This window comes from Pseudomonas siliginis (assembly GCF_024072275.1).
GTDB classification, from domain to species: Bacteria; Pseudomonadota; Gammaproteobacteria; order Pseudomonadales; family Pseudomonadaceae; genus Aquipseudomonas; species Aquipseudomonas siliginis.
The window spans coordinates 3,428,154-3,454,935 of record NZ_CP099598.1 but is presented as its reverse complement, the minus strand read 5'-3'; the positions used below and the strand labels follow the sequence as shown (position 1 = coordinate 3,454,935).

General features: G+C 60.1%; 28 protein-coding genes. 15 read left to right on the top strand and 13 right to left on the bottom strand.

Going from position 1 to position 26,782, the window contains the following annotated elements; translation table 11 throughout:
- Nucleotides 1-23: 23 nt before the first annotated feature.
- Entirely contained in the window at nucleotides 24-587 is a 564-nt protein-coding gene (locus NF676_RS15830; RefSeq protein WP_056789270.1) for a helix-turn-helix domain-containing protein, read from the top strand.
- Nucleotides 588-1,991: an FAD/NAD(P)-binding protein gene (locus NF676_RS15825; protein WP_252886365.1), complete on the top strand. Its 1,404-nt coding sequence runs from the start codon at nucleotides 588-590 to the stop codon at nucleotides 1,989-1,991. It begins immediately after the preceding gene.
- Nucleotides 1,992-2,193: 202 nt separating this feature from the next.
- On the opposite strand, the gene ppnN is transcribed toward NF676_RS15825, so the two are convergent.
- On the bottom strand, nucleotides 2,194-3,567 hold the full coding sequence (gene ppnN / locus NF676_RS15820) for a nucleotide 5'-monophosphate nucleosidase PpnN (RefSeq protein WP_056789275.1): 1,374 nt from the start codon (nucleotides 3,565-3,567) through the stop codon (nucleotides 2,194-2,196).
- A gap of 222 nt (nucleotides 3,568-3,789) precedes the next feature.
- On the opposite strand from ppnN, the gene NF676_RS15815 reads away from it, so the two are divergent.
- Nucleotides 3,790-4,317 carry a DUF3087 domain-containing protein gene (locus tag NF676_RS15815; RefSeq protein WP_095180232.1) on the top strand — a complete coding sequence of 176 codons (528 nt, stop codon included), beginning with the start codon at nucleotides 3,790-3,792 and terminating at the stop codon, nucleotides 4,315-4,317.
- Here NF676_RS15815 and NF676_RS15810 read toward each other — a convergent pair.
- Nucleotides 4,314-4,700: a DUF2784 domain-containing protein gene (locus NF676_RS15810; RefSeq protein WP_041480792.1), complete on the bottom strand. Its 387-nt coding sequence runs from the start codon at nucleotides 4,698-4,700 to the stop codon at nucleotides 4,314-4,316. The genes NF676_RS15815 and NF676_RS15810 overlap by 4 nt on opposite strands.
- Before the next feature lie 129 nt (nucleotides 4,701-4,829).
- Between NF676_RS15810 and NF676_RS15805 the strand changes: the two genes are divergently transcribed.
- On the top strand, nucleotides 4,830-4,973 hold the full coding sequence (locus NF676_RS15805) for a hypothetical protein (protein ID WP_164488351.1): 144 nt from the start codon (nucleotides 4,830-4,832) through the stop codon (nucleotides 4,971-4,973).
- 44 nt (nucleotides 4,974-5,017) lie between these two features.
- On the opposite strand, the gene NF676_RS15800 is transcribed toward NF676_RS15805, so the two are convergent.
- Together NF676_RS15800 and NF676_RS15795 are read right to left on the bottom strand one after the other, a co-directional pair.
- Entirely contained in the window at nucleotides 5,018-5,290 is a 273-nt protein-coding gene (locus NF676_RS15800; protein ID WP_041480791.1) for a hypothetical protein, read from the bottom strand.
- A 263-nt stretch (nucleotides 5,291-5,553) separates the two neighbouring features.
- Complete coding sequence (locus NF676_RS15795; RefSeq protein ID WP_252886364.1) at nucleotides 5,554-6,234, bottom strand: SOS response-associated peptidase; 681 nt, start codon at nucleotides 6,232-6,234, stop codon at nucleotides 5,554-5,556.
- A gap of 198 nt (nucleotides 6,235-6,432) precedes the next feature.
- Here NF676_RS15795 and NF676_RS15790 point away from each other — a divergent pair, with 198 nt between their 5' ends.
- Nucleotides 6,433-7,332, top strand: a complete 900-nt coding sequence (locus NF676_RS15790) for a polysaccharide deacetylase family protein (protein WP_252886363.1) — start codon at nucleotides 6,433-6,435, stop codon at nucleotides 7,330-7,332.
- Nucleotides 7,333-7,437: 105 nt separating this feature from the next.
- Nucleotides 7,438-7,680 (top strand): DUF1652 domain-containing protein, encoded by a 243-nt coding sequence (locus NF676_RS15785; RefSeq protein ID WP_016775073.1) that lies wholly within the window; start codon nucleotides 7,438-7,440, stop codon nucleotides 7,678-7,680.
- A gap of 3 nt (nucleotides 7,681-7,683) precedes the next feature.
- Here the strand turns inward: NF676_RS15785 and NF676_RS15780 are convergent, their stop codons facing one another.
- On the bottom strand, nucleotides 7,684-8,046 hold the full coding sequence (locus NF676_RS15780; RefSeq protein ID WP_150741031.1) for an NUDIX hydrolase: 363 nt from the start codon (nucleotides 8,044-8,046) through the stop codon (nucleotides 7,684-7,686).
- A 218-nt stretch (nucleotides 8,047-8,264) separates the two neighbouring features.
- Between NF676_RS15780 and NF676_RS15775 the strand changes: the two genes are divergently transcribed.
- Nucleotides 8,265-8,462, top strand: a complete 198-nt coding sequence (locus NF676_RS15775; protein ID WP_056789288.1) for a hypothetical protein — start codon at nucleotides 8,265-8,267, stop codon at nucleotides 8,460-8,462.
- A 64-nt stretch (nucleotides 8,463-8,526) separates the two neighbouring features.
- On the opposite strand, the gene NF676_RS15770 is transcribed toward NF676_RS15775, so the two are convergent.
- Nucleotides 8,527-8,766 (bottom strand): hypothetical protein, encoded by a 240-nt coding sequence (locus tag NF676_RS15770; RefSeq protein ID WP_041480783.1) that lies wholly within the window; start codon nucleotides 8,764-8,766, stop codon nucleotides 8,527-8,529.
- A gap of 184 nt (nucleotides 8,767-8,950) precedes the next feature.
- Here NF676_RS15770 and NF676_RS15765 point away from each other — a divergent pair, with 184 nt between their 5' ends.
- Nucleotides 8,951-9,286 (top strand): hypothetical protein, encoded by a 336-nt coding sequence (locus tag NF676_RS15765; RefSeq protein ID WP_252886362.1) that lies wholly within the window; start codon nucleotides 8,951-8,953, stop codon nucleotides 9,284-9,286.
- Nucleotides 9,287-9,479: 193 nt separating this feature from the next.
- On the top strand, nucleotides 9,480-10,085 hold the full coding sequence (locus NF676_RS15760; protein WP_016775068.1) for a DUF6338 family protein: 606 nt from the start codon (nucleotides 9,480-9,482) through the stop codon (nucleotides 10,083-10,085).
- 140 nt (nucleotides 10,086-10,225) lie between these two features.
- On the opposite strand, the gene NF676_RS15755 is transcribed toward NF676_RS15760, so the two are convergent.
- Entirely contained in the window at nucleotides 10,226-11,125 is a 900-nt protein-coding gene (locus NF676_RS15755; protein ID WP_056789291.1) for a LysR family transcriptional regulator, read from the bottom strand.
- 119 nt (nucleotides 11,126-11,244) lie between these two features.
- On the opposite strand from NF676_RS15755, the gene NF676_RS15750 reads away from it, so the two are divergent.
- Together NF676_RS15750 and NF676_RS15745 are read left to right on the top strand one after the other, a co-directional pair.
- Nucleotides 11,245-12,612, top strand: a complete 1,368-nt coding sequence (locus NF676_RS15750; protein WP_041480776.1) for an MFS transporter — start codon at nucleotides 11,245-11,247, stop codon at nucleotides 12,610-12,612.
- 30 nt (nucleotides 12,613-12,642) lie between these two features.
- Nucleotides 12,643-13,917, top strand: coding sequence for a glucarate dehydratase family protein (locus NF676_RS15745; protein ID WP_252886361.1), 1,275 nt, complete (start codon nucleotides 12,643-12,645; stop codon nucleotides 13,915-13,917).
- Between the two features lie 102 nt (nucleotides 13,918-14,019).
- Here the strand turns inward: NF676_RS15745 and NF676_RS15740 are convergent, their stop codons facing one another.
- Complete coding sequence (locus NF676_RS15740) at nucleotides 14,020-14,904, bottom strand: LysR substrate-binding domain-containing protein (protein ID WP_236168672.1); 885 nt, start codon at nucleotides 14,902-14,904, stop codon at nucleotides 14,020-14,022.
- A gap of 157 nt (nucleotides 14,905-15,061) precedes the next feature.
- Here NF676_RS15740 and ydiJ point away from each other — a divergent pair, with 157 nt between their 5' ends.
- The gene (ydiJ, locus tag NF676_RS15735) at nucleotides 15,062-18,088 is read left to right on the top strand and encodes a D-2-hydroxyglutarate dehydrogenase YdiJ (protein WP_252886360.1); all 3,027 of its coding nucleotides are present in this window, start codon (nucleotides 15,062-15,064) and stop codon (nucleotides 18,086-18,088) included.
- Here the strand turns inward: ydiJ and NF676_RS15730 are convergent.
- Both NF676_RS15730 and NF676_RS15725 read right to left on the bottom strand, forming a co-directional pair.
- On the bottom strand, nucleotides 18,021-18,707 hold the full coding sequence (locus NF676_RS15730) for a paraquat-inducible protein A (protein ID WP_150741026.1): 687 nt from the start codon (nucleotides 18,705-18,707) through the stop codon (nucleotides 18,021-18,023). The two genes, ydiJ and NF676_RS15730, sit on opposite strands and share 68 nt — an antisense overlap.
- Nucleotides 18,704-19,300: a paraquat-inducible protein A gene (locus tag NF676_RS15725; RefSeq protein ID WP_041480769.1), complete on the bottom strand. Its 597-nt coding sequence runs from the start codon at nucleotides 19,298-19,300 to the stop codon at nucleotides 18,704-18,706. The genes NF676_RS15730 and NF676_RS15725 overlap by 4 nt, the downstream gene beginning before the upstream one ends.
- A 170-nt stretch (nucleotides 19,301-19,470) precedes the next feature.
- On the opposite strand from NF676_RS15725, the gene NF676_RS15720 reads away from it, so the two are divergent.
- Complete coding sequence (locus tag NF676_RS15720) at nucleotides 19,471-20,640, top strand: acetyltransferase domain-containing protein (RefSeq protein ID WP_252886359.1); 1,170 nt, start codon at nucleotides 19,471-19,473, stop codon at nucleotides 20,638-20,640.
- A 252-nt stretch (nucleotides 20,641-20,892) separates the two neighbouring features.
- On the opposite strand, the gene NF676_RS15715 is transcribed toward NF676_RS15720, so the two are convergent.
- Nucleotides 20,893-22,284 carry an aldehyde dehydrogenase family protein gene (locus NF676_RS15715; protein ID WP_150635061.1) on the bottom strand — a complete coding sequence of 464 codons (1,392 nt, stop codon included), beginning with the start codon at nucleotides 22,282-22,284 and terminating at the stop codon, nucleotides 20,893-20,895.
- 103 nt (nucleotides 22,285-22,387) lie between these two features.
- On the opposite strand from NF676_RS15715, the gene ptrR reads away from it, so the two are divergent.
- Entirely contained in the window at nucleotides 22,388-23,266 is an 879-nt protein-coding gene (gene ptrR, locus NF676_RS15710; RefSeq protein ID WP_038862196.1) for a putrescine utilization regulator PtrR, read from the top strand.
- Between the two features lie 12 nt (nucleotides 23,267-23,278).
- Here the strand turns inward: ptrR and NF676_RS15705 are convergent, their stop codons facing one another.
- Both NF676_RS15705 and NF676_RS15700 read right to left on the bottom strand, forming a co-directional pair.
- A complete protein-coding gene (locus NF676_RS15705) occupies nucleotides 23,279-23,902 on the bottom strand; it encodes a glutathione S-transferase family protein (protein WP_056789310.1) in 624 nt (207 codons plus the stop codon).
- 115 nt (nucleotides 23,903-24,017) lie between these two features.
- On the bottom strand, nucleotides 24,018-24,836 hold the full coding sequence (locus tag NF676_RS15700; RefSeq protein ID WP_095180222.1) for an alpha/beta fold hydrolase: 819 nt from the start codon (nucleotides 24,834-24,836) through the stop codon (nucleotides 24,018-24,020).
- A gap of 223 nt (nucleotides 24,837-25,059) precedes the next feature.
- Here NF676_RS15700 and NF676_RS15695 point away from each other — a divergent pair, with 223 nt between their 5' ends.
- Nucleotides 25,060-26,766, top strand: a complete 1,707-nt coding sequence (locus NF676_RS15695) for a ShlB/FhaC/HecB family hemolysin secretion/activation protein (RefSeq protein WP_252886358.1) — start codon at nucleotides 25,060-25,062, stop codon at nucleotides 26,764-26,766.
- The last annotated feature ends 16 nt before the right edge of the window (nucleotides 26,767-26,782 follow it).

Genomic DNA, 26,782 nt, shown 5'->3' with positions numbered 1-26,782 from the left:
AACCCCACCGAGTGAGCAATATAGTGCACAAAGATTCGACCCAGCGAGCCTCCGTCCTGCAACACGTCAGCCAGAACGTTCGACGCCTGCGCCATGCGGCGGATATGAGCCAGACCGCACTGGCGGAAAAGTCCGGGGTCAGCCGACGGATGCTGGTGGCGATCGAGGCGGGGGAAAAGAATGTCAGCCTGACCACGCTTGATCGCGTCGCCGAAGCGCTCGACGTTGCGTTCAGTGATCTGATCCAGGCGCACGATGCGCGCGACCCGAGCCGGATCAATGAGGTTGCCTGGGCGGGCACGATTCCCGGCAGCAGAGCCGTGCTACTGTCCAAAGCCACCGCGAGCCGCGAAGTCGAGCAATGGGAGTGGTGCCTGCAACCGGGCGAAGTTTATCCGTCACAACCGGACGCCGATGGCTGGAGCGAGCAGATCTACGTATTTGAGGGTTGCCTGACGCTGATGCTCGGCGATCAGCCGCAGTACATCAACAAAGGAGAGTTTTTCATGTTCGCCAGCAATCAGCCGCATGCCTACCGCAACGATGGCGATGTGGCTGCGCGGTTCGTGCGTAATGTGGTGATCTGAATGGAGCAGCCTGCGGACATTCTGATCATCGGCGGCGGCCTCAGCGGCACGATGCTGGCGGTGCAGTTGCTACGTCTGCCTGGACAACGGAGAACTGTGATCATCGAGCCTCGTCCTGAACTGGGCCGGGGCGAGGCTTACAGCGCAGTCGAGTTGGGACATACGCTGAACGGCAACGCGGCGCGGATGAGCGTCGATCCGGATAATCCTGATGATCTGACGCAGTGGCTGACCGCGCATATTGCCGGCGGCGGCTGGCCGGAATCTGCCGAGCAGGACGTGCCGGTCAGTGAGCTGTTTCCGCCGCGCGGCCTTTTCGGGGTCTATGTGCAACAGCGTCTGGCTGAGGCCCGGGCGGTGGGCGCGCTGCAAGGTTCGACCGTAGAACACATCTGTGCTGAAGCCGTCGACTTGCAAAGCGGGACCGGCTCAATGCAGCTCACCTTGAGCGATGGCCGGATTTTGCGTGGATCGCAGGCGGTGCTGGCCACCGGCATGTTTCCCGCCGCCCGCACGCCGCAGACGCACTCCAGTGGCCTTAATGCCGCCGCGCTTGATCCCTGGGATGTGGCGGCCATGCGCGAACTCGACCCGCAGTCCACCGTGCTGATCATCGGCTCCGGTCTGACCATGGTCGATGCCGTGGTGTCGCTGGAGCAGGCCGGCCATCGCGGGCCGATCGAGGTGTTCTCCCGGCATGGCCTGCTGCCGCACGTGCGCCGTCAACCGCCGGCCTGGGTGGATTTTCTGGCAGCAGATCACAGCATCCGCACGCCACGCCAGTTGGTGCGCGAATTGCGCCGACATTGTCGCGACGCAATCGCCCAAGGCATCGACTGGCAGGCGCCGCTGGATACGGTTCGCGCGCATATCGCGCGGTTGTGGAGTCAGGCGACTGACGTGCAGCGTCGACAATTCGTACGGCATGTACGGCCATGGTGGGAGAGTCACCACCATCGTTCGCCGCCACTGAGTGCCGAGTTGATCGAACGGCTGCACAAGGAAGGACGCTTGCGCATTCACGCCGCGTCATTCAAGGGCATTGAGCCCGGCTCTGGCGATGCTGTGACCATTCGCATCCGTCCTCGGGGTGAGGCTGAAACATCTACTGTGAGTGGTGCGGCGCTGATCAACTCCAGCGGTATTGAATACGACTGGCGGCGAGTCGCACGACCGTTGCCACAGCAGTTGCTGGCGCGGGGGCTGGTGCGGCCGGGGCCGCTGGCGCTGGGGATTAGAGCAAAGGACGGCGCAGTGGTGGATGCCGAAGGGCGCGTGAGTAGTCAGCTGTTTGCCATGGGACCGCCGTTGCGCGGGATGTGGTGGGAGAGTACGGCGGTGACGGACGTCGCTGCGCAGGCCAAAGCGTTGGCTGGGCGGTTGGTGGATAGCCTGAGAGACTGATGTGTTTTTCTTGGGCCTCTTCGCGAGCAGGCTCGCTCCCACAATGGGATTCAGGTTGTGACTACAATTTGCGGCACACCATAAATCCTGTGGGAGCGAGCTTGCTCGCGAAAGCGTCATCTGATTCAACGTCTCTGTTGAATGAAAGACCGCTATCGCTGGCAAGCCAGCTCCCACATTGGGCTTTTGTGACGGCTTGAGATTATGCGACGACCCGGTAGCAAGGCACATACGCCGCGCCACCCGGAAGTTTCATCCGGTGCTGGGCGACGAAGGCTTTGAGCAGTGCATCAAGCGGCTGCATGATCGCCGCATCGCCACGGATCTGATACGGCCCGTGCTCTTCGATCAGGCGAATGCCCTTGTCCTTGACGTTACCGGCGACGATCCCGGAAAACGCCCGACGCAGATTGGCCGCCAGTTCATGCGGTGGCTGGTCGCGGTGCAGTTTCAGGTTGGCCATGTTTTCGTGGGTCGGATCGAACGGACGCTGGAAGCCCTCATCGATCTTCAACAGCCAGTTGAAATGAAACGCATCGTTACGCTCGCGGCGGAACTGCTTCACCGCTTTCAAGCCTTGAGTCATCTGCCGCGCCACTTCGGCCGGATCATCGATGATGATCTCGTAATGCTGTTTGGCTTCTTCGCCGAGGGTCGCGATGACAAACGCATCCAGCTGTTCCAGATACGGCGCGGCATGCTTCGGCCCGGTGAGGATCACCGGGAACGGCAGACCTTCATTGTCCGGGTGCATCAGGATGCCGAGCAGGTACAGGAACTCTTCGGCCGTACCGGCGCCGCCCGGGAAAATGATGATGCCGTGGCCGACACGGACGAAGGCTTCCAGACGTTTTTCGATGTCCGGCAGGATCACCAGCTCATTGACGATCGGGTTCGGCGCTTCGGCGGCGATGATGCCTGGCTCGGTCAGGCCGAGGTAGCGACCGCCGTGAATGCGTTGTTTGGCATGGGCAATGGTCGCGCCCTTCATCGGACCTTTCATCACGCCAGGGCCGCAACCAGTGCAGATGTCGAGGCTGCGCAGGCCCAGTTCGTGGCCGACTTTCTTGGTGTATTTGTATTCTTCGGTATTGATCGAGTGGCCGCCCCAGCACACCACGATCTTCGGCTCGACGCCCGGGCGCAGGGTGCGCGCGTTGCGCAGCAGATGGAACACGTAGTCGCTGATGCCTTGGGAATTGCTCAGGTCGATGCGTTGGCTGTCGAGTTCGTTCTCGGTGTAGACGATGTCGCGCAGGGCGCTGAAGAGCATTTCGCGGGTGCTGGCGATCATCTCGCCGTCGACGAACGCGTCCGCCGGAGCGTTCAGCAGCTCCAGGCGTACGCCGCGATCCTGTTGGTGAATACGGATTTCGAAGTCCTTGTAGGCTTCGAGGATGGTCTTGGCATTGTCGACATGCGCGCCGGTGTTGAGGATGGCCAGGGCGCACTGGCGGAAGAGGGTATAAGTGCTGCCGGATCCGGCTTCGCTCAGTTGCTGGACTTCACGTTGAGAAAGGGTTTCCAGACTGCCTTTCGGGCTGACCGAGGCATTGATTACGTGTCGTTGGGTCATGCAGTGATCCTTAAAACGATGTCATCCACAACGCAGCGGATGGCATCCGAATAGTGTGTATCCATGAATGAAGATGGCACGATCTGCGCTATACCGCCATGTCCCGTTGGACTTTGAAAAGATGAAAAGGAGCTCCAGCATAGCTAAAACCCGGTGCGATGCGATAATGCGCCGGCGAGTTTTTTCCGTTGCGCGTTTTGTCACTCAAGGAAGTCATTTTCGATGTTCGAGATTCAGCCGATGGACCCCGCTACCTTTCGTCAGCAGACCCGCCGCAGCACGATTATCATCGCCGTGCTGTTTCTGCTGCTGGCCATGCTGTTTTCGTCTGTCGCGGTGGCGGTATTTGGCGAGCCCGATGGGGATAATCTGCGATTCAACGTGGGCGGGGTATTTGTGGCGTTTCTGCTGACGGCGGCGCTGTTGCGCGGACGTTTCTGGCATCAGACCTGGATGGCTCCGGCGGTGTACAGCTGGCGCCTCAAGCGCAATCTGATGAGCATCACCAATGTGATGCATCAGGTAACAGCGGCGGCGCAGAACAACGATCCGACGGCGATGAAGGTGCTGCGTTTCTACCACTTGGGACTGCTGCAGATGCATGAGCTGGACGGCAACTCCAGCGATCATGGACAACTGCGTGACGAAGTCGCACAGCACAAGGCGCGGATGCAGGCGCTGGGCCTTGATCCTGACCAGCCACGCTTCGATCCGCAGTGGCTGGAAACGTTGAAACCGGCCTCGCGTTAAAACGGAATGCGCCGGGCCCGGCGCAGTTTCCACGAGCGCAGCAGTCGTGCGTACACCAACAGGTTGACCGCCAGTACCACGCTGCCAAGTGCCAGTTGAATCTGCGGCGTCAGACCGGCCGGGTAGATGATCGGCCAGATGTAATGCTCAATGAAACCGCCGGCGTATTCGGTCTGCCCGGCCGCGTGGCGCATGAGGTTTTCCCAGTAGGTCAACGGACAAGTCAGGTGCAACACCTCGACCGCTACGCCCCAGGCAGCCGCCGGCAGGTGCAGCCACATCAACCGTGGCCAGCGCAGCACCAGCAGCCCGCCGAACAGTACGAACAAGATGAAACACAAGTGAAACAGCACCAGCCCGTCGGCGGCGATTCGGTACAGCATGGCGTCTTCCTGACGTAAGGGGAGATGGCGCTATGGTACGCCGCGCGGGACAAAATGCGTTGGTGAATCTGGGCGCGCAAAAGTGTTCTACCCTTTAACGATCATCAACTGTTCTGAGGTGAGGTGCACATGGCAACTGAGCAAACGCGCGCGGAAGATGATGAGCCAACGGAAGAAGAAATCGAGCAGCAGAAGAGGCAGGAAAAAACCTGGAAGCATGATGACAGCCGCGAGCTGTCGGACCGCGACCAGGAGCGTCCTCTGAAACCTTGAACAGCGCATACGAAGAGCCCCGCATCAGCGGGGCTCTTCGCGTTTCAGAAGTCTTCCAGCTGCGTGAAATCCGGGTAGGTCGCTCGATACCCCAACGTTCGATCGATCCACGCATTGAGCTCATTGACCATCACCGGCGGATGGCCGGGATATCCCTCGAGGGTGCTGCGCAGGGTGCGTTCGATATCGGGCACGCTGTGCAGGTTTCGGGTCTTGATGTAATGGCCGATAAAACAGTCGAGTTCCAGGCGTTCTGTCTTGGACAGATGGACACACTTCAGGCCGCTGACCTGTTTGATTGCAAAATCGTCGCTCACTTATTTCTCTGCAAGGCTTGAAAGTTGTTGATGGATTCCTGATTTCTTTGACTCTTTGGTCAACTGGTATACCAATCGGAAAGGCGGCGCGCATGCTATCCGCAGCGCGGGGAAATGTATGTATGACTGTCGAAATGTCTGACAGGCGGTTGATTCGCTCAAACGGCTGTTTTATGGGGGTTGTATCGCGGTTGAAACACTTTTTGTAACGCGCGGGATTCAGTGACGGGCTCGCTTGATTAACGCAGCAGTGAAGTAATTATTTAGTCGACTCGTTCTATCAATTGCGCACCTTGATTACGCGTATTACCGACCGCTTTGCCGACTTTGTACCATTCGAAGGCATCACTGGGCTCGCCTTCAAACAGCAGCATCTGCTCGGCGCGTTCCAGCGGCGTAGCCGGATCAAGCCATTCCCGAGCCCGCGTCGAATCGAAGACCACTGGGCGGCGGTCGTGAATATCGAGGAGGCCGCCCAGGCTGTCAGCGGTGATGATGACGAACCCGTCGTCCTCCCTCGGCACAACCCCCGGTGCCGGAAACTGGCCGATACCAGCACAGAAAACCGGAGCCTGATCCGCCCGACGAATCAACCAGGGCTGTCGGGATTTTTCCCCGGTATCAACCCATTCAAACCAGTTGTCGACCGGCACAATTAGCCGCTGCCGCCAGATCGCCCGGAAGAACGCGCCATGGGCGACTTTTTCCACCCGTGCGTTGATGGGCGCGGCACGATCCTTGGCCCAATGCGGCCGCCAGCCCCAGCGCAGATTGTCGGCATGAATGGCCTGTTCGTGCTGGTGCAGAACCGCCAGCGCAGTGGTGGGCGCTGCGTTGTAGCGATTGAGCGGCGCATCGCCAACGTGATTGATCAACGCATCGGGGATGCTGAGCACCGCGACGAAATCGTGAATCCCACGGTACTGCGTGAGTCTTCCGCACATGGCTGAAATCTCCTTGAGGAAATTTGAGTCTAGTCGGACATGCCGATGTGCCTGGCCGATGACGCACTGAAACCAGCACCGGAACCAAACCCTGTGTACCTTATCCAACCTGCGCTCGCGGATAGCCGCGCAGGGATGGACAAAGGCGAGGGAGGTTTGCCATTCGACAACACCACGGCCGCGGCCTCGGGGCAAGACATGACATCCGGATGCAAACTTCTTTGTGTTGCGCTCATCGCGCTCGGTCTGGCCGGTTGCATCGCCGCGCCGATTGAAATGACCACGCAAACCGAAACGCGCCTGAAGGCTCAGGTCCCCGTACGTTTTCTGCTGACGTTTGACGATGGCCCCAGCGCTTCAGGATGGTGGAATCCCACGGCGACGGTGCTCGACAGCCTCAAAAGCAATCCGCTGCAGGCAAACATCAAAGCCGTGTTTTTCGTGCAGACCCGAGCACCCAGAGCAGGCAACAGCGAGATCGGTCGCAGCCTGATGCGTCGTGAACACGCCGAGGGGCATATTCTCGCCTTTCACACCGCAACCCACTGGCACACCAACCATCGCTCGCTCGATCCGCAAGAGCTGGAGCAATCGCTGACCGATGGCAGCGCTGACATTGCCGCCATCACCGGAGCGCCGCCCAAGCTGTTGCGCCCACCGTTCTGGAACTACGACAAGCGCACATTTGCGGCCTATCAAAAACACGGCTTGCACGTCTTGCTCACGGACCTGAGTGCCAACGACGGCAAGATCTGGGGCTTCAACGCCAGCCCTCGGCGTCGGGCGAACATGCTGCGGCAGTTATCGGAAGTGCGCGAGCGCATCGCGGTGGGTCAATTGCCGACCGTGGATGGCGTGATTCCGGTCGTGGTGACGTTCCATGATCTCAATCGCTACACCGCGCGCCACACTCGCGAATATCTGCAGATTCTGCTCGATAGCGCGGCGGCGAGCGGGGTCAGACTCGCCGACAAGCCGTTCTACGACGATCAGGCCGCACTGGAAAAAGCCGCGTTGGTGCGTACGGTTCAACAAAGCGCTGAGCCGGTGAATCTGCCCGGTATGTGGAACTGGATCTGGGATCACGACGCGCATTGAATGGCGTGAGTGAGTTGTGATCGGCTTGGCATTCCCGAGCGGGCAATTAACAGACCGTACGTCTATGCTCGATGGATCGATTCTCCGCCTGCGAGGCGCCCGTCCATGCTTGCCATTGCCGATATTTGCCGGATCGTCGAGTCAGGCTTCCCCACGTTCAAGTGTGATTGCACACCGACCGGACAAGGTCTGTTGCGGATCAAGGTGTATGAGCCGGGCAGTGGGCGTGTCGAGTTGTTGCTTGACGGCGTTTCTCCCGAACATCTGGTGACGATTCGCGATATTTCCAATTTCATCGGTGAGTTGCGCACGGAAATCAGCGCCGGTCGCCGGGCGTTCGCCGGCTGATTGTCATAAACGGCGTTGAAAGGCCTGCACGATGCGCCGTGTCGCGTCGTTGGTTTCAAGATTGTGCAGGGCATCGAGCGGATACCAGATGCAATCGACGATTTCATTCTGCGGGCGCACGTCGTCGATGTTGACCACCGACGCCTCATAAACGTGATGTCGCGTACTGCCCGCCTGCAGATCCATCAGATACAGGACGTCCTCGGCATTCAGCCCGGTTTCTTCTTCCAGCTCGCGAACGGCAGCCGCCGCGCGGGTTTCCCCGGGCTCGATCTTGCCTCCGGGCAGCGACCAGTGATGGCGGGGTTTGCGCACCAGGAGGATATGCCGATCCTGTTCGCAAATGACGGTAGCGCGTACTTTCATGAATGCCCTGCTGATGCTTGTCATAAAAATGTAATTAAACTGCAATATTCGAGCCGCAAGCAGATTTAAAGGTTCCCCGTTGATTGGGAGCTACTTGCCCAGCAAAAAGTGCCAGTGGATTGACGAATGCAGGGTGAGTTCGGGTTTACAACGAAGCAGGTACCGGGTGTAAGGTGGGCCTGTACACCGAAAACACCGTTGGCAAAAGGGAGGTGCTTATGAGCATTCCAATGCTGAACAAGCTGCACATGAATGGTTACGATGTGCTCAGTGTGAACAACGGCCCGTGGCGGGTATGCACTCAGGGCGACCGGTTGGCGTCATTCACCAGCAGGGAGGAAGCGATGGCCTATGCGGCGGCGCTTCCTGGTTACAAGCAACGCCCCAAACGGGTGCAAAGCCAGAACGTCAGTTGATGCGTTATAACGAAAGAGCCCCGGTTTCGACCGGGGCTTCTTATTTGTGGCTTTGGAACGCTTGTCAGTGCACCTTGATTCGGCTGATGGTCCGGGCTTTTACCTCCTTGGCATAGATCTGCAATCTCTCTTCGTCGCTTTGCAGGATTTCGCACGACCGCAACACGGTCTGGGCGTCTGCCTCGTTGCCGGATTTACGCAGTTGTTCAGCGATGCGCTTGAGATCGACCGCCGACCATCTCAGGTCCGACGCCACGCTTTGCAAATCCCGTTGAAGTTCGTGTTCGTATTCATTGAGCCGCATGATCACCTCCTGAACGTTCTCGGTAGAAAAGAGTAGTCGCATTTTCCCGGATGCGGCCAAGTCATCTGACGCCCGGCTGAACCGATGTGAAAAATTGTCCAAACGCCGGTAACGGCGGGTTGCCACGATGGATGTGCAAGCGGTTAAACGGTACATTCAGCTTTTTTCCGCACAGGTAAACAACATGCGCGTATGGATCGGCAGTCTGGCACTTGCTATGTTGACGGGGTGCTCGTTACCGGCGTCGCTGGTGCCGGGCGAGCCAAACCTCAGCAAGGCCAGTGACAAGCCACCCAAGGAATATGCTGCGTGTTTGTTACCGTTGTGGCAGAAGGATGTTGCCAGGACCTCGCAGACGTCGATTTCCAACGGCTACCGGATTACCGCGCCGAGCATTATCACGGCGGATGAGATTCTCGATATCGTCAAATACAAGGACGGTAGCAAGGTGTCCCTCTACCAGGGGCCGCCGTGGGCCAAGTCCGGATCGCTGCGCCAATCGGTGCGTGATTGCCTGTAGAACAGGCGCCCGATTCGCCCAAAAAAAGGCAGACACCGAAGTTCGGTGTCTGCCTTTTTTCATCGGATGGAGACTCCAGTCAAACGCTCGCAATGAGCTGTGACAGTTGCCCGCGAGGCGCAGCAGGATCCTTGACTAGGCTTTGAATGTCGGCCCGTGACGGGTTCGGCATGACTGAAAGGAGCCTCGGATCATGGATGATCTGGTCAAGGACATCATTCCGCTGTTGCAGTACCTCATCCCCGGGTTTCTATCGACCTGGATCTTCTATTCACTTACGGCATTCAAGCGACCGGATACGTTCGGCCAGATCGTGCAGGCGCTGATATTTACTTTTGTGATTCAGGGCGCGGTGTTGGCGGTGGGCAACCTCTGTTTGTGGATTGGCTCGAAGGGTTTTTCATTAGGAAACTGGGATGATCGGGCGCAAACGCTCTGGGCATTTGTGTTTTCGCTGATGCTGGGTTTGTTTGCCTGTTACCTGGCTACGAGTGACAAATTGCACGGCTGGTTACGTAAGCGAAACGTCACGAAACAATCTTCTTTCCCCAGTGAATGGTTCTGCGCCTTTGCCCAATTCGACCGGTTCATAACCCTGCATTTACATGACGAGAGGCGCGTGTTTGGCTGGCCTGTCGAGTGGCCGTCCGAATCCAGTTGCGGCCAGTTCGTGATGCAGAATCCACGTTGGGTCAATGACGATGGCAAGTCGACTCCTTTTGGTGCCGAAATTTTGCTGATAGATTCCGCGCAAGTTAAGTGGGTTGAATTCAGCCCGGTATCAGAGGGTTCATCATGACGACTGCAAGAGCACCGCGACCAATGCCAAAGCAATACGAACGCCTGTTCACAGGGCCTGACGGCAAGCCGCTGGAGGAGCCGTTGATCAAAGCCCCGAGCGCTCCGCCTCCGCTCAAATACAGGTTGCCACAATAATTTTCAGCCCCAACCCTGCACCACCGCCCGGCGAATCGCCTCCAGCAACATCGCGAACGCCGGGTTGTCATTGTTCTCCCGCCAGATCAGATGCAGTTCGCTTTGCACCCCTTCGCCCAGATCGATCTCGCGAAACACCACATTCCTGAACACCACGCTGGTAGCGCAACGCGGTACCAGCGCCAGACCCATGCCAGCGTTGACCAGCGCCAGAATCGTCAGCGACGAGCCCAGCCACTGCACGTAATCCGGCGCCACCCGCGCTGAGCGTAGCGTGCCGGTCAACAGTTCGTTGAACGGCGGATAGGCTTCATGGGAGTACATCAGGAATGGTTGTTTATCCAGATCGGCGACAGACACTTCAGTCGCGTTTGCCAACTTGTGCCCGCTGGGCACTGCCAGCACAAATGGTTCGCGCACCAGGCATTCGGTGGCATAGCCCGGTTCCTGCAATGGCGCCCGTGCGATGCCCAGGTCGATACGGCGAGCTCGCAACGCCTCGTGCTGTTGATAGGTGTTCATCTCTGCCAGATCGATTTTCACCTGGGGCTGTTTAAGTCGCGCTTCGGCGATCACCTTGGGCAGAAACTCATACACCGCGCTGCCGACAAACGCGATGTTCACCGAACCAATATCGCCCTCGGCAAACCGGCGTGCGGTGATCGCTGCTTGCTGGGCGCGCTCCAGCAGATTCTGCGCTTCAACGAAAAATGCCCGGCCTGCCGCCGTCAGCGCAACGCTGCGTGTGCTGCGGGTGAACAGCTCGACGCCAAGGTGATGCTCCAGCAACTGGATCTGCCGACTCAGCGGCGGCTGCGTCATGTTCAGACGCTCGGCTGCGCGGCGGAAGTTGAGTTCGGTGGCGACCGTGGTAAAGCAGCGCAGTTGGGTGAGTTCGAACATTGATCTAATCCAGGTATCAATCGAATGCCTGTTTAGATTAGACGGGATCAATGCACGACGTCCATGATCGGCTCATTGCTTCAAGTCATCCCTAAAAAAACAAGATCGGGAGTCGCCCCTTGAAAACCCTCCAGAGTCCGCCGGACATCACGGTGCTCGCCCGCGCCGCCGCCAAGGTCAAACGCCACGTACTGCCGCTGTTCGTGGTGATGTTCATCGTCAACTACATCGACCGGGTCAATATCGGTTTCGTGCGCAGTCATCTGGAGACCGATCTGGGCATTGGCGCAGCGGCTTATGGACTTGGCGCCGGATTGTTTTTCATCGGTTATGCGCTGTTCGAAGTGCCGTCGAACATGCTGTTGCAGCGCTACGGCGCGCGGGTCTGGCTGACGCGGATCATGTTTACCTGGGGCGCTGCGGCCATGGCCATGGCCTTTGTTCAGGGCGAAACCAGTTTCTACGTACTGCGCTTTATTCTTGGCGCGGCTGAGGCCGGGTTCTTCCCGGGAATCATTTACTACTTCACCCAATGGCTGCCAGCGTCCGAGCGCGGCAAAACCATGGCGGTGTTCCTTAGCGGCTCGGCGATTGCCTCGGTCATTTCCGGCCCGGTGTCCGGTGCGCTGTTGCATATCAGCGGATTGGGCATGCACGGCTGGCAGTGGATGTTTCTGATCGAAGGCGCAGCGTCGGTGGTGCTGTGTGCTTTCGTCTGGTTCTGGCTGCAATCGCACCCGCGCCAAGCCAAGTGGCTGAGCGAGGAGGAGCGTGAAGCGCTGGTCGCGGCGATTGCCGAGGAGCAGCGCGCTCGCGAAGCGGTACAAGTCGCCAAGCCGTCGATGTTCAAACTGTTGGCCGACCGGCAGATCGCGCTGTTCTGCTTCATCTACTTTTCCATTGCCCTGACCATCTACGGCGCAACCTTCTGGCTACCGAGCATGATCAAGAAGATGGGCAACCTCGGTGATTTCCAGGTCGGGCTGCTCAACTCCATTCCGTGGATCATTTCGATTGTCGCCATGTACGGCTTCGCGGCGCTGGCCGGCAAGTGGAAATTCCAGCAGGCCTGGGTCGCGCTGACCCTGGTGATCGCCGCCATCGGTATGTTCATGTCGACCACGGGCGGCCCGGTGTTTGCATTTGTCGCGATCTGCTTCGCCGCCATCGGTTTCAAAGCGGCGTCGGCGCTGTTCTGGCCGATTCCGCAGAGCTATCTGGATGCGCGCATTGCGGCGGCGGTGATCGCGCTGATCAACTCCATCGGCAACCTTGGCGGCTTCGTCGCGCCGACCGCGTTCGGCATCCTTGAACAAACCACCGGCTCCATCGAGGGCGGCCTGTATGGCCTGGCGGCGACATCGCTGATCGCTGCCGTGGTGATCTTCTTCGCCCGCACGGCGCCTGGCGCCAAAGATAAAACCCCGGCAAAGCCAAGTGACGAAGCCGCCGTTGTGGCGCCGGCTCGTCCGGCTGCGAGCCACTGAATCGATTGTTGATCTGTCAGGAGCGTTATCTTGAAAATCACCCGTGTCAGCGTCACCCCGATTGCCTTTCGCGATCCGCCACTGCTCAACGCCAGCGGCATCCACGAACCCTTTGCTCTGCGCTCGATCATCGAGATTGAAAGTGACAACGGCTACATCGGCCTCGGCGAAAGCTACGGCGATGCCCCGGCGCTGGCGATCCAGCAACAATTGCAGAGCCAGTTGATCGGCCTCGATCCGTTCAACCTCAATCAATTGCGCGCGATCGTGCAGGCCACCGTGGCGGCGAATAAACCCGCCGGCGTCGCTGGTGCCGAACTGGCCCCCGGTTCCCACGCCAGCAAAGCGGTGAGCAATGCCTACTCGGCATTCGAAGTGGCGTTTCTCGATTTGCAGGCGCACTACCTGAACGTGCCGCTGGTGGACCTGCTCGGCGGCGCGATCCGCGATGAAGTGCCGTTCAGCGCCTACCTGTTTTTCAAATACGCCGAACATATCGACTCCCCCTACAAGCCAGATAACTGGGGCGAAGCCCTGAGCGAGCAACAGATCGTCGCGCAGGCAGCGCGGATGATCGAGGCGTACGGTTTCAAGAGCATCAAGCTCAAGGCCGGCACCTTGCCGCCGGAGCATGAGGTGGCATGCATCAAGGCACTGAAGAAAGCCTTTCCGGGTTTTCCGCTGCGCATCGATCCGAACGGCAACTGGTCGCTGGGGACAGCGATTCGCATGGCCGAACTGCTCGGCGATGATCTGCAGTATTACGAAGACCCGACCCCGGGCCTTGATGGCATGGCCGAACTGCACAAGCGCACCGGTCTGCCCTTGGCGACCAATATGGTCGTTACCGATTTCGACGAGTTCCGCCGCAGCGTTGCGCAGAACAGCGTGCAAATCGTCCTCGCCGACCACCATTACTGGGGTGGCCTGCGGGATACGCAGACGCTGGCGAAAATGTGCGATGTGTTTGGCCTCGGCGTGTCGATGCATTCCAACTCGCACCTGGGCATCAGCCTGATGGCCATGGCGCACGTCGCGGCGGCGGTGCCGAATCTGGATTACGCCTGCGACACCCATTACCCGTGGCAGGAGCCGGACGAGGAAGTGATCAAGGGCGGCAAGCTGCCGATTGTCGATGGCTGTGTGAAGATCAGCCGTGCGCCGGGGTTGGGGCTGGAACTGGACCATGAGCAACTGGCCAAGCTGCATGACCAGTACCTGACGTGCGGGATTCGCCAGAGGGATGATGTGCGGCAGATGCAGCGGTACAAGGCGGATTGGCGGGCGGTCAAGCCGAGGTTTTAAGTTCGTTGCGACTGGCTTCTTCGCGAGCAGGCTCGCTCCCACACTTGACATACGTTTCCCTGTGGGAGCGAGCCTGCTCGCGAATGGCCGCGACTCGATCCTTCAGAGGGTATCAATCAGCCAATCCCTGAACGCCTTCAACGAAGGCAGATTCTCATTACGCGGCGGGTACACCAGGTAATAGCTGCGTCGGCTGGTAATCGGCTCGCCCAGTTGCAGCAATTCGCCCTTGAGCAATTCGTCTTCGACCAGAATTCGCGGCACCAGGCCAACACCGATATTGGCGCGTACCGCCTGGATCAAGTGCGAGGTCATTTCAAAGCTCGGTCCGATCCGCATGCTGCGATGCGCAAGTTGGTGATGGCTGAACCATTCCGCCCATGCCTGGGCATTGCTGCTGACGTTGAGCAGCAACTGCCCGGCAATGTGCCGTTCGGCCTCCTCGCGTTCCGTTGCCGACAACTGCGCGCTGGCAATGGCCACCAGTTCTTCGGTGTGCAGGGGCAGGGCGGTCAGGCCTGGCCATTCACCGCCGCCGACGCAGATCGCCGCGTCGATTTCGCTGGTATCGAAGTCGATGGTTTCGATCCGCGAGTGCAGGTGCACGGTCATGCCCGGGTGCGCCGTGTAGAAATCCTTCAACCGTGGCAGCAGCCATTTCGAGCCGAAGGTCGGCAGCGTCGCCAGGCGCAGGCTGTGGATGCCCGAACCAAACGCCATTGCCTGCAAGGTTGCGCTGCGAATCTGCCCGAGGGCTTCGCTGAGTTCGCGCTGATACATGCGCCCGACATCCGTCAGCACCACCTGCCGGCCTTCGCGGCTGAACAAGCGCATGCCGAGCATCTTCTCGAGAATCTGTACCTGGCGGCTGACCGCGCTCTGCGTCAGTGACAGTTCATGGGCGGCGCGGGTGTAACTCTCATGACGAGCGGCGGCCTCGAAAGCCAGCAGCAGCGACATGGACGGTGTGAGGGTGCGCGGATTCATTCGTAAAACTCATCGATAGCGGGTCGAAATTACGCTTGTTCCATGGCTGGCCAGCAATGAACATGGGCGCAATCAGATGGCGGAGCCTGACGCAATCATTCCTTGCGCACAACTGTTCACCGCCACACAGCCCGATTTGACCGAGATAACCCGACCAATGATTGCCCAGCTGTCGCCCGCCAAAGCCTTGACCGGCGATTACCAACAATTCCTCGCCGCCCTGAAAGACAGCGGCTTTCGCGGTGAAATCAGCGCTGATTACGCCAGCCGCGTGGTACTCGCGACCGACAACTCGATCTATCAGCGCCTGCCGCAAGCCGCTGTGTTTCCGCTGGATGCGGATGATGTGGCACGTGTCGCACGGCTGATTGCCGAACCGGCGTACGAGAAAGTGGTGATCACCCCGCGTGGCGGTGGCACCGGCACCAACGGTCAATCGCTGACGGACGGTATCGTCGTCGACCTGTCGCGGCACATGAATCGCATTCTGGAAATCAACGTTGAACAGCGCTGGGTGCGGGTGCAGGCCGGGGTGGTCAAGGATCAGCTCAACGCCGCGTTGAAATCCGCCGGGCTGTTCTTCGCCCCGGAACTGTCGACCTCCAATCGCGCCACGGTCGGCGGCATGATCAATACCGACGCCAGTGGCCAAGGCAGTTGCACCTACGGCAAGACCCGCGACCATGTGCTGGAACTGGAGATGATCCTGCGCGGCGGCGAGCGTTTGCACGGTCTGCCGCTGACGGAGGACGAGCTTGAAACGCAGTGCGCCCGCGACGATCGGGTCGGCGAAGTCTATCGTTGTGCGCGGCAGATCATTGATGAACAGGGCGAGCTGATCAAGGCACGCTTTCCGGATCTCAACCGCTGCTTGACCGGTTATGACCTGGCGCACCTGCGTGAGGCCGACCAGCGCTTCAACCTCAACAGCGTGCTGTGTGGCGCGGAGGGCTCGCTGGGCTTCGTCGTCGAAGCGCGGCTCAACGTGCTGCCGATTCCCAAGCACACGATGCTGGTGAATATCCGCTACGCCGGGTTCATGGATGCCCTGCGCGATGCGCGGGCGTTGATGGCGCTCAAGCCGTTGTCGATTGAAACCGTCGATTCCAAGGTCTTGCTGCTGGCGATGCAGGACATCGTCTGGCACGGCGTTGCCGAATATTTTCCCGAAAACCCTGAGCGACCGACTCTGGGCATCAACCTGGTCGAGTTCTGCGGTGACGATCCCGAAGACCTGCAGCGCCGCGTCGAAGCGTTCCTCGAACATCTGCAAAGCGACCGCACCGTGGAGCGCCTCGGACATACACTGGCGATCGGTCAGGCAGCGGTGAACAAGGTCTATGGCATGCGCAAACGGGCGGTGGGCCTGCTCGGCAACGTCGCCGGCGAAGCCCGCCCGCAGCCTTTCGTCGAAGACACCGCAGTGCCGCCGCAGCATTTGGCCGAATACATCGCCGAGCTGCGCGAGCTGCTCGACAGCCACGGTTTGCAGTACGGTATGTTCGGCCATGTTGACGCCGGCGTACTGCACGTGCGGCCGATTCTCGACATGAAAGACCCGCAGCAAGCGGCGCTGGTACGCCCGGTGTCTGATGGCGTCGCCGCGTTGACCCAGCGCTACGGCGGCCTGCTCTGGGGCGAGCATGGAAAGGGCCTGCGTTCGGAGTACGCGCCGGCATTCTTCGGCGAGTTGTACCCGGCGCTGCAAGCCTTGAAAGCCGCGTTCGACCCGCTCAATCAGTTCAACCCTGGCAAAATCGCCACGCCGGCCAACGGCGGCGCGGCATTGCTGAAGATCGACGAAGTGACCCTGCGCGGCGAGCTGGATCGGCAGATCGACGAGAAAGTCTGGCAAAGCTACGGCGCGGCCATGCACTGCAATGGCAACGGCGCCTGCTACAACTTCGATCCCGATGACGCCATGTGCCCGTCGTGGAAAGCCACCCGCGAACGCGCGCAGTCGCCCAAGGGCCGCGCTTCGCTGATTCGTGAATGGCTGCGGTTGCAGGGCGAGGCGGGCGTCGACGTGCTCTCGGATGCGATTCGCAAACCGGCTTTTTTCCGCTCGCTGTGGCAGCGCTGGCGCAACAGCCGCGATCCGTCGGCGGACTTCTCCCATGAAGTGTATGACGCCATGGCCGGTTGCCTGGCCTGCAAATCCTGCGCGGGGCAGTGCCCGGTCAAGGTCAACGTGCCGGAATTCCGCTCGCGTTTTCTCGAGCTGTATCACAGTCGTTATCTGCGGCCGGCACGGGATTACCTGATTGCCTCGCTGGAATACACCATTCCCTATATGGCGCGGATTCCGGCGCTGTACAACGGTCTGATGGGCGCTGGCTGGGTGCGTGGCGCACTGGCGCGGATCGGTGGCATGGTCGATGTGCCGTTGCTCAGCCGTTTCGATTTCCACGCAGCGATGCGCCGTTGGCAGGTGCAGCCAGCAACGGTTGCAACGCTGTCGGCGCTGACCCCAGAGCAACGCGAACGCAGCGTGGTTATCGTGCAGGACGCCTTCACCCGCTACTTCGAAGCGCCGCTGCTGGCTGATCTGGTCGAGCTGATTTCGCGGTTGGGTTATCAGGTGTATCTGGCGCCGTTCAGCGCCAATGGCAAACCGCTGCATGTGCAGGGCTTTCTCTCGGCGTTCAATCGCGCGGCTTTGCGTAATGCTGAGCAGTTGCAGGCGCTGGCGCAGACCGGGGTGCTTTTGCTGGGGCTGGATCCGGCGATGACTCTGGTCTATCGCCAGGAATACCTGAAAGTACCGGGCCTGAATGAATGTCCTGAAGTGGCGCTGGTGCAGGAATGGTTGCTCAAGGTCATGCCAGAACGGACGCCTGATGCTCAGCCGAAAGCGTTCCGTCTGCTCGCCCATTGTACGGAGAAAACCAACGCGCCGGCCGCGACCCGCCAATGGGAACAGGTGTTCCAACGGGCCGGCTTGCAGCTGGCCACGCAAGCCACCGGTTGCTGCGGCATGTCCGGTACCTACGGCCACGAAGCACGTAATCGCCAGACCTCAGCAATCATTTATGAGCAGTCGTGGGCGCGTCAGGTGCAGGCTCCGGCGGAGCAGGGCGAGGCGTTGGCGACCGGCTATTCCTGCCGCAGCCAGGTCAAGCGCCAGTCGGATCAGGCGCTGCGCCATCCGTTGCAGGTGCTGCTCCAGACCCTGCGTCGCTGACCGTGTCGCTGGTGTCCTTGTCCCAGATCAGGCGCGGGTCGAAACTCATCGCCGCGAGCATGGTGAACACCACGACCAGGCCGAAGAAGAGGATGCCCGGTCGTGGCTCGATATCGCCCAGCGCCTGGAATTTCACCAGCGCCGCGACCAGCGCGACCACCAGCACATCGAGCATCGACCAGTAGCCGATCAGTTCGACGAAGCGGTACAGCTTCGAACGCTCCCTGCGCGCCCAATCGCTGTTGCGCTGCACGGTGACCAGCAGCAAGGTCAGGGCGACGAATTTGATTCCCGGCACCGCGATGCTGGCGATGAAAATGATCAGCGCAATATCCCACGCCCCGGCCTCCCAGAACTCCAGCACGCCACTCATGATCGTGCTGTCGGCGCCGTTGCCGAGCATCACGGTATTCATCACCGGCAGCAGATTGGCGGGAACATAAAACGCCAGCGCGGCGAGCATGTACGCCCAGGTGCGCGCCAGCGAATTGGTCTTGCGCCGGTGCAACGGCGCATCACAGCGCGGGCACTGGTGTGGCTCGTCGGTCATGTCACAGGCCAGGCCACAGCTGTGGCACAGGCACAGGTTGAGTTCGCTGGCGGTCGGTGGACGCTTCATAAAATGTCCCACAGTTCGCGAATGTCCCGGCCGGCAATGCGGATCATCATCAGGCTCAGCACCGCCAGGGCGAACAGGCCGATCCCCGGCAGCACATCGAGCAGTCCGGCGAGTTTGAACACCGCGACCATCGCCCCCAGCAGACACACTTCGAGCATGCTCCACGGGCGCAGGGTTTCCAGCCAGCGCATGCACAGATTGAACCCCGGTGCCCGACGCAGGCCGAGGGCAAAACTCAACACCCAGACCAGCAACACCAGCTGAAATGCCGGGGCGATGATGATCGCAATCGCCGCGACCATTGCAATGAACGTAATCGGCCCCTGACTCAGAGCAAGCACCGAATCCCAAAGGGTTGCGCTGTTTTTCATGCCTTTGAGGCTGATGCTCATCACCGGGTAGAAATTGGCGAACAGCCACAGCATCGCCGCCGTGAACGTCAGCGCCAGACGCTGCTCGATGGTCAGGCCGTTGAAGCGCTGCAGCACGCCACCGCAGCGCACGCACAGGGTTTTCTGGTGTTGGGCGAGCACGACTTTCTCGTACACACAATCACAGTGCTCGCAAATGATCAGGTGTTCGGTGTTGACCATGGACAGCGCTCAAGGGCAGGGCGGATCTGTTCACTATAGAAGGCTGGCGCTGATGGGCAACTTCGATGCTGCATGTTTGGGTTTTGTTTTTCTGGTGTTATAAGGTAACGCGAAATTTGCGGGCGGCGTTGTGGCTGTCCGGTGTTATCCCTCTCGATTGCGAAAGATCCATGACCCCAGTGCTTCCCCGTTCTGCCTCATTGACGACTGGCCGGCTGCTGTCCATTGATGCGCTCCGAGGCCTGGTGATCCTGTTCATGCTGCTCGATCACGTGCGCGAAACCTTCCTGCTGCATCGCCAGGTCTACGATCCGATGGACATCGCCAGCACCGAGCCGGCGCTGTTTTTCAGCCGCACTCTGGCGCATCTGTGTGCGCCGGTGTTCGTCTTGCTGACCGGTTTGTCGGCATGGCTCTACGGCGAAAAATACGCCGGTAAAGCCGATGTCAGCGCGTTTCTGTTCAAGCGTGGATTGTTCCTCGTGGCGCTGGAGTTCACCTTGGTCAACTTCGCCTGGACCTTCCAGTTGCCGCCGAGCGTGATTTACCTGCAAGTGATCTGGGCGATCGGCCTGAGCATGATCGCGCTGGCGCTGCTGGTCTGGTTGCCACGTGCGCTGCTGCTGACGCTGAGCGTGGCGATCATCGCCGGGCACAACTTGCTTGATACGCTGCATTTCCCGGTCGAGTCGGCGCTGCATGTGCCTTGGGCGATTCTGCATGATCGAGGCTGGATCGAGATCAGCGAAACCCTGCGCCTGCGCACCTCGTACCCGCTGCTGCCGTGGATTGGTGTAATCGGCCTGGGCTATGCGCTGGGGCCGTGGTTTGCTCGCGGCATGGACGCGGCGGTGCGTCAGCGTCGTTTGCTGATTGCCGGGGTCGGTGGATTGCTGGGATTTGTGGTGCTGCGCTTGATTAACGGCTACGGCGAAAAACCGTGGGCGATCAGCGATTCGCTGGTGCAGACACTGATGAGCTTTTTCAACATCACCAAATACCCGCCATCGCTGCTGTTCATCGCGCTGACTGTGAGCGTGGGGCTGTTGCTGTTGCTCGCCTTTGAGCGCGTGCAGAGTCGCCGCTGGATTGGCTGGCTGACGGTGTTCGGCTCGGCACCGATGTTTTTCTATCTGCTGCACTTGTATGTGTTGAAGGTGTTGTACCTGATCGGTGTGGCGCTGTTCGGCCTGAATCAGGGCAGCTATTTCGGCTTTTCGACGGTGACGGCGGTGTGGCTGGCGGCGGTGGTTCTTGCCGTGGTGCTGTTCCCGGCGGTGCGCTGGTTCTCTGCATTGAAAGCGCGGCGGCGGGACATCAGCTGGCTGAAATATCTGTAAATTGCGTGGACTTGTGGGAGTGAGCTTGCTCACGAAAGCGGTGAATCAGCCGGTATAAATGCTGGCTGATGCACCGCCATCGCTGGCAAGCCAGCTCCCACAGGGTTCTATGGTGTTTGCTGTATCAGTTTCCACCGCAGTATTTGTGGGAGCTGGCTTGCCAGCGATGGCGCCGGTGGATTCGGCATCTTCATCGCTTGATACACCGCTTTCGCGAGCAGGCTCGCTCCCACAGGTTTTACAGCATCCGGCTTATTTGCGATCCAGCCACACGGTCTGCGCGTTGCAGAATTCCCGTACGCCAAAGTGCGACAGCTCACGACCGAAGCCGCTTTTTTTCACGCCGCCGAAGGTCACACGCGGATCGCTGGCGGAGTAGCCGTTGATGAACACGCCGCCGGTTTCCAGTTCACTGGTCAGTTGCTCAGCCAGCGCCACGTTCGCGGTGTAGATAGTCGCGGTCAGGCCGAAATCGCTGTCGTTGGCCAAGGCCACGGCGTGTGCGCAATCGCGGGCGGTGATGATCGAAGCGACCGGGCCGAACAGCTCTTGCTTGAACGAAGTCATGCGGTCGGTGACATCCGCCAGTACCGTCGGCTCATAGTAGTTGCCCGAACCCTCAACCTTGCCGCCCCCCAGCAACAGCGTCGCGCCTTCCTCCAACGTGTCGCGCACTTGCTGATCCAGCTCATCGCGCAGATCGAACCGCGCCATCGGCCCGATGTAAGTGTCGGCGTTCAGCGGATCGCCCACTTTCAACTGGCGTGTCGCTTCAACGAACTTGCGGGTGAATTCCTCGACCACACCTTGTTCGATGATCAGACGTTTGGCAGCCGCGCAGACCTGGCCGGAATTCTGATAACGACCGACCACCGCCGCGTGCACCGCCTCATCCAGATCGGCGTCATTAAGCACGATGAACGGATCGGAGCCGCCGAGTTCCAGCACGCATTTCTTCAACGCCGCACCGGCCTGAGCGCCGATGGCCATGCCGGCGCGGACGCTGCCGGTCAGCGTCACAGCGGCGATGCGCGAATCGGCGATGGCGCTGGAAACGCCTTCCGGGGTGACGTTGATCACCTCAAACACGCCATCCGGGAAACCGGCACGAACAAACGCATCGCGCAACAGATAAGCGCTGCCCATCACGTTTGGCGCGTGCTTCAGTACGTAGGTGTTGCCAGCGATCAGCGTCGGCACCGCGCCGCGCAGCACTTGCCAGATCGGGAAATTCCACGGCATTACCGCCAGAATCGGCCCCAGCGGGCGGTACTCGATGCGCGCCTTGCCGCCTTCCACCTGAGTCGCCTCGGCGTCGAGCATGGCTGGGCCGTGTTCGGCGTACCACTCGCAGAGCTTGGCGCATTTCTCGATTTCGCCACGGGCCTGGGCGATCGGCTTGCCCATTTCCTGGGTGATCATGGTTGCCATCGCTTCTGAGGTTTCACGCAGCGCGCCGGCGAGGGCGGTCAAAAGGCGCGAACGATCCTGCAGCGGCTTGCGCTTCCACTTGCCGAAAGCGAAGGCAGCGCGAGTCAGTGCCGCATCAAGGGCAACGGCGGATTCAAACGCGTATTGCCCGATCTGCTCACCGGTGGCGGGGTTGATCGAGATGGCGTGGGTCTGGCTGGAAATCTGGCTCATGACGTTGTCCTGTAGGTTCGTCGGATGGGCCTAGAGTAGGGTGGCGTTAGTTTTCTGGAAACTGAATAATAAAGAGCGTTTCTTTCACGATTGGAGAATGACTTTGGATTTGGTGCAACTGGAAATCTTCAAGGCCGTGGCCGAGCACGGCAGCATCAGCGCCGCCGCCACGCAGATCCACCGCGTGCCGTCGAACCTGACCACACGGATCAAACAGCTTGAGCAGGATCTCGGCGTCGATCTGTTCATCCGTGAGAAAAGCCGATTGCGCCTGTCGCCGGCCGGGTGGAGTTTTCTCGAATACACGCGGCGCATTCTCGATCTGGTGCAGGAAGCCCGAGCCACGGTGGCGGGGGAGGAACCCCAGGGCGCGTTCCCGCTGGGCTCGCTGGAAAGTACCGCAGCGGTGCGTATCCCCGAACTGCTGGCGGCGTACAACCAGCAGCACCCAAAGGTCGACCTCGATCTTTCAACCGGGCCATCGGGGACGATGATCGACGGTGTGCTGTCCGGGCGTCTCGCCGCTGCATTCGTCGACGGCCCGGTACTGCATCCGGCCCTGGAAGGGGTGCCGGCGTTCGAGGAGGAAATGGTCATCATCGCGCCGCTCAATCATTCACCGGTCGAGCGTGCGGCGGACGTGAATGGCGAAAACATCTACGCCTTCCGTTCCAACTGTTCTTACCGGCATCATTTCGAAAAATGGTTCAGCACTGACGCTGCCGTACCGGGCAAGATCTTCGAAATGGAGTCCTACCACGGCATGCTCGCCTGCGTCAGCGCCGGTGCCGGCCTGGCACTGATGCCGCGCAAAATGCTGCAAAGCATGCCCGGCAGCGCGACGGTCAGCGTCTGGCCGCTGACCGCGGACTTCCGCTATCTGACCACTTGGCTGGTGTGGCGCCGGGGCACGGTGTCGCGCAGTCTGAGCATGTTCGTGCGCTTGCTTGAAGAGCGGGGCGTGGTGCGTGAGCAAGCCTGATCGAGCATGTCTTTATGGCGTGCCGTTGCGCCCGTACAAACGATAACCGTCGCGCTGATTCAAGCGATCGTAATAGGCGCGCACCGCAGCAAGATCCCCGTGATCGAGCGGCGTTTCGAACCAGCGATTGACCGACAGCCCGATCGGGATGTCCGCCAGGGAAAACTGCTCGCCACTGACGTAAGCGCCGGTCTTCTCCAGTTGGCGATCGAGGATTTGCATGTTGCGCGTCCAGTCCCGGCAGCCGGCGGCCAGGGCATCGCGATCCTGATAGTCCGGCGACTTGCGCACCAGCGCCATTAGCGGATACGACCACGAGCGATTCAGCTCCGAGGCCTGCCAGTCGGTCCACTGATCGACCCGCGCCCGGGCAACAGGCTCAGCGGGATACAAATGCGCGCCGCCGTAACGCGTCGCCAGATAACGAATGATCGTGTTTGATTCCCACAAGGTGAAATCGCCGTCCTGGATCACCGGCACCATGGCGCAGGGATTCAGCGCGAGAAACTCCGGCGTGTTTGGCGACTTGAAACCCGAACCCCAGTCTTCGCGCTCGAACGGGATGTCCAGTTCGGCACAGGTCCACAGCACTTTGCGCACGTTGATCGATGAGGCTTTGCCGAGTAGTCGCAGCATGGGATTTCCTTCTCCGGGTAGTGGACGCAGAAAAATACCATAGCGTAAAACACAAGGCCCGCATTGCGCGGGCCTTGGTTCATCAGCATCTGACTACGGCTTTTGCCGGGCGGGATTACCGGTTGAGGAACGCCAGCAGATCCTCATTCAACGCCTGCGCATGGGTTACGGCGAACCCGTGCGGCGCGCCGGCGTAAACCTTCAACTCAGCGCCTTTGATTTGCGCAGCGGCCTGCTTGCCGGTGGTTTCGAACGGCACGATCTGGTCGCCGTCACCATGGATCACAAGGGTCGGCACGTCGATCTTGGCCATGTCCGGGCGGAAGTCGGTTTCCGAGAATGCGGTGACGCAATCGACGGTGCCCTTGAGCGAGGCCATCAGCGCGATGTTCAGGGTTTGCGTGAGCACGCCGTCAGAGACTTTCTGGCCCTGATTGGTGCCGTAGAACGGCGCGTTGAAGTCGGCGATGAACTGCGCGCGGTCCTTCAGCAGGCCAGCCTTGATGCCGTCGAACACCGATTTGTCGACGCCATCGGCGAAGTCGGCTTTCTTGCCGAACAGCGGCGTGACCGCACCGAGCAATACCAGGCCGGCAACGCGCTCGCTGCCGTGGCGGGCGATGTAGCGGCTGACGTCGCCGCCGCCCATGGAGAAGCCGACCAGGGTCACGTCGCGCAGGTCCAAATGGTTGATCAGGCCAGCGATGTCATCGGCGAAGGTGTCGTAGTCATAACCGGTCCACGGCTGCTCCGAGCGACCGAAACCACGGCGGTCGAAGGCGATGGTGCGATAGCCGCGACTGCTCAGGTATTCCATCTGGTATTCCCACATGTCGGCATCCAGCGGCCAGCCGTGGCTGAACAGCACGGGCTTGCCGCTGCCCCAGTCCTTGTAATAGATCTCGGTGCCGTCTTGGGTTTTGAAGGTGCTCATGCAAACTCCTTGTGATCGTGTGTGGCAAGAATAGATGCCGAATGGGCAACGGCCACTATCCGCGCAAAACGCGCCCGCCACTTGTACGCAGGTGCTGGTTTCACCCGTATGAAAGCGCGGCAAATCCCGATGAGCGGAACAAACTTAAGTTTGACGTCAAAATGATGGCCCTCTAATATCGCGCCACTATTTTGATGTCACTTTTTATGTCGAGGGATCGAACATGTTTTCACCCGCCTTCACGGCGCGGTTGTGCCTGGCGCTGCTCTGCCTTTTTCCGCTTGACTCTGCCTGGGCCGCGCCCACTCCTGGTGAAACCGACCTGATCCGCGAACGTCAGAACCGTTTGCTCGAAGAGCAGCAGCGGCGCCTCGAAGAACTCAAGGATCTGCCCGGCAAAGACGCCAAACCGGCGCAACCGACAGCACCCGCCGATACGCGCTGCTTCACCATCAAGGACATCGAGCTCAAGGGCGCCGACAGCCTCTCGGAGCGCGACAAGGCGCGGCTGCTCAAGCCTTATATCGGCGAATGCCTCGGCGTGCCGCAGCTCAACGAGCTGCTCAAAGTCATCACCGATCACTACATCGACAAAGGTCTGGTCACCAGCCGCGCTTATCTGCCGCAACAGGATCTGTCCGCCGGGCACCTGCAAGTGCTCGTGGTCGAAGGCAAACTCGAAGGCATGAAAGGCGCAGAAAACAGCCGGCTCTCGGATCGCGAACTGGCCATGGCCTTTCCCGGCAAAAGCGGTGAACTGGTCAACCTGCGCAAGATCGAGCAGATGGTCGACCAGCTCAATCGCCTGCCGTCCAACCAGGCCAAAATGGAGCTGGCGCCGGGGCAGAATGTCGGCGGCAGCGAGGTGCGCGTGACCAACACGCCGCAGAAGCCATGGCGCGCCGGCCTGTCGCGCAGCAACGATGGCCAGCGCAGCACCGGCGAGCAGCAGTGGGGCACGTCGTTCGACTGGGACAGCCCGCTGGGTCTGGCCGACCAGCTGAGCCTGCGCGGCGGTCACGATGCGATGACCGATCACCAGCACACCTCCAACAACGCCATGCTCAATTACAGTCTGCCGTGGGGCTGGTGGACGTTCAGTTACACCTACAGCCAGAGCGAGTACCGCTCGCAGATTGCCGCCAACGGCTACAACTTCAAGCAGACCGGCGACAGCGAAAACCATCAGTTGCGCGCCGAACGCGTGATCCATCGCGACGCGGTCAGCAAGACCTCCCTCAGCGCGGGACTTTCGTACCTGCGCAGCAACAACTTCATCGAAGACAGCAAACTCAAACTGAGCAGCAATCGCATCAGCGAAGCCCAATTCGGCTTCAACCACGGCCGTCGTGTCGGCAGCGCTTTCGTCAACTTCGACGCAGGCATGCAGGAGGGCATTGGTGCTTTCGATGCGCAGGGCAGTCACGATCCCGGTCCCGGCGAACCGGATGCACGCTACCGCAAATACACCGCAACCCTGAGCTATTTGCAGCCGTTCAAATTACTCGGTGAGTCCTTCAGCTTCAGCAGCCTGATGACCGGCCAGCGCAGCGAAGACGTGCTGTTCAGCCCACAGCGCACCAGCCTCGGCGGCTCGGCGTCGATCCGCGGCTACAAGGATCAATCGCTGTCCGGCGACAGTGGTGGCTACTGGCGCAACGACCTGCGCTGGAGCCGCCCGGTGACCGCCGAATGGCTGCAACCGGTGTTCGCCGAATACGGCACCAGCCTCGGTTACGACCAGGGCGTGATTCGTGGCGATCGCTACAACGGCGATCAGCATGGGCGCATGTCGAGCAACTCGCTGGAGCTGTTCGCCCGTGGTCAGCATGTGGCCGCCAGCGTGACTTTCGCGCATTCCCTGGAACGACCGGACGCGCTGACCGAGCGTGAAGCGCCGATCTATTTCCGCCTGGATTTCTTCATTTAATTTTTGCCCGCTTCGA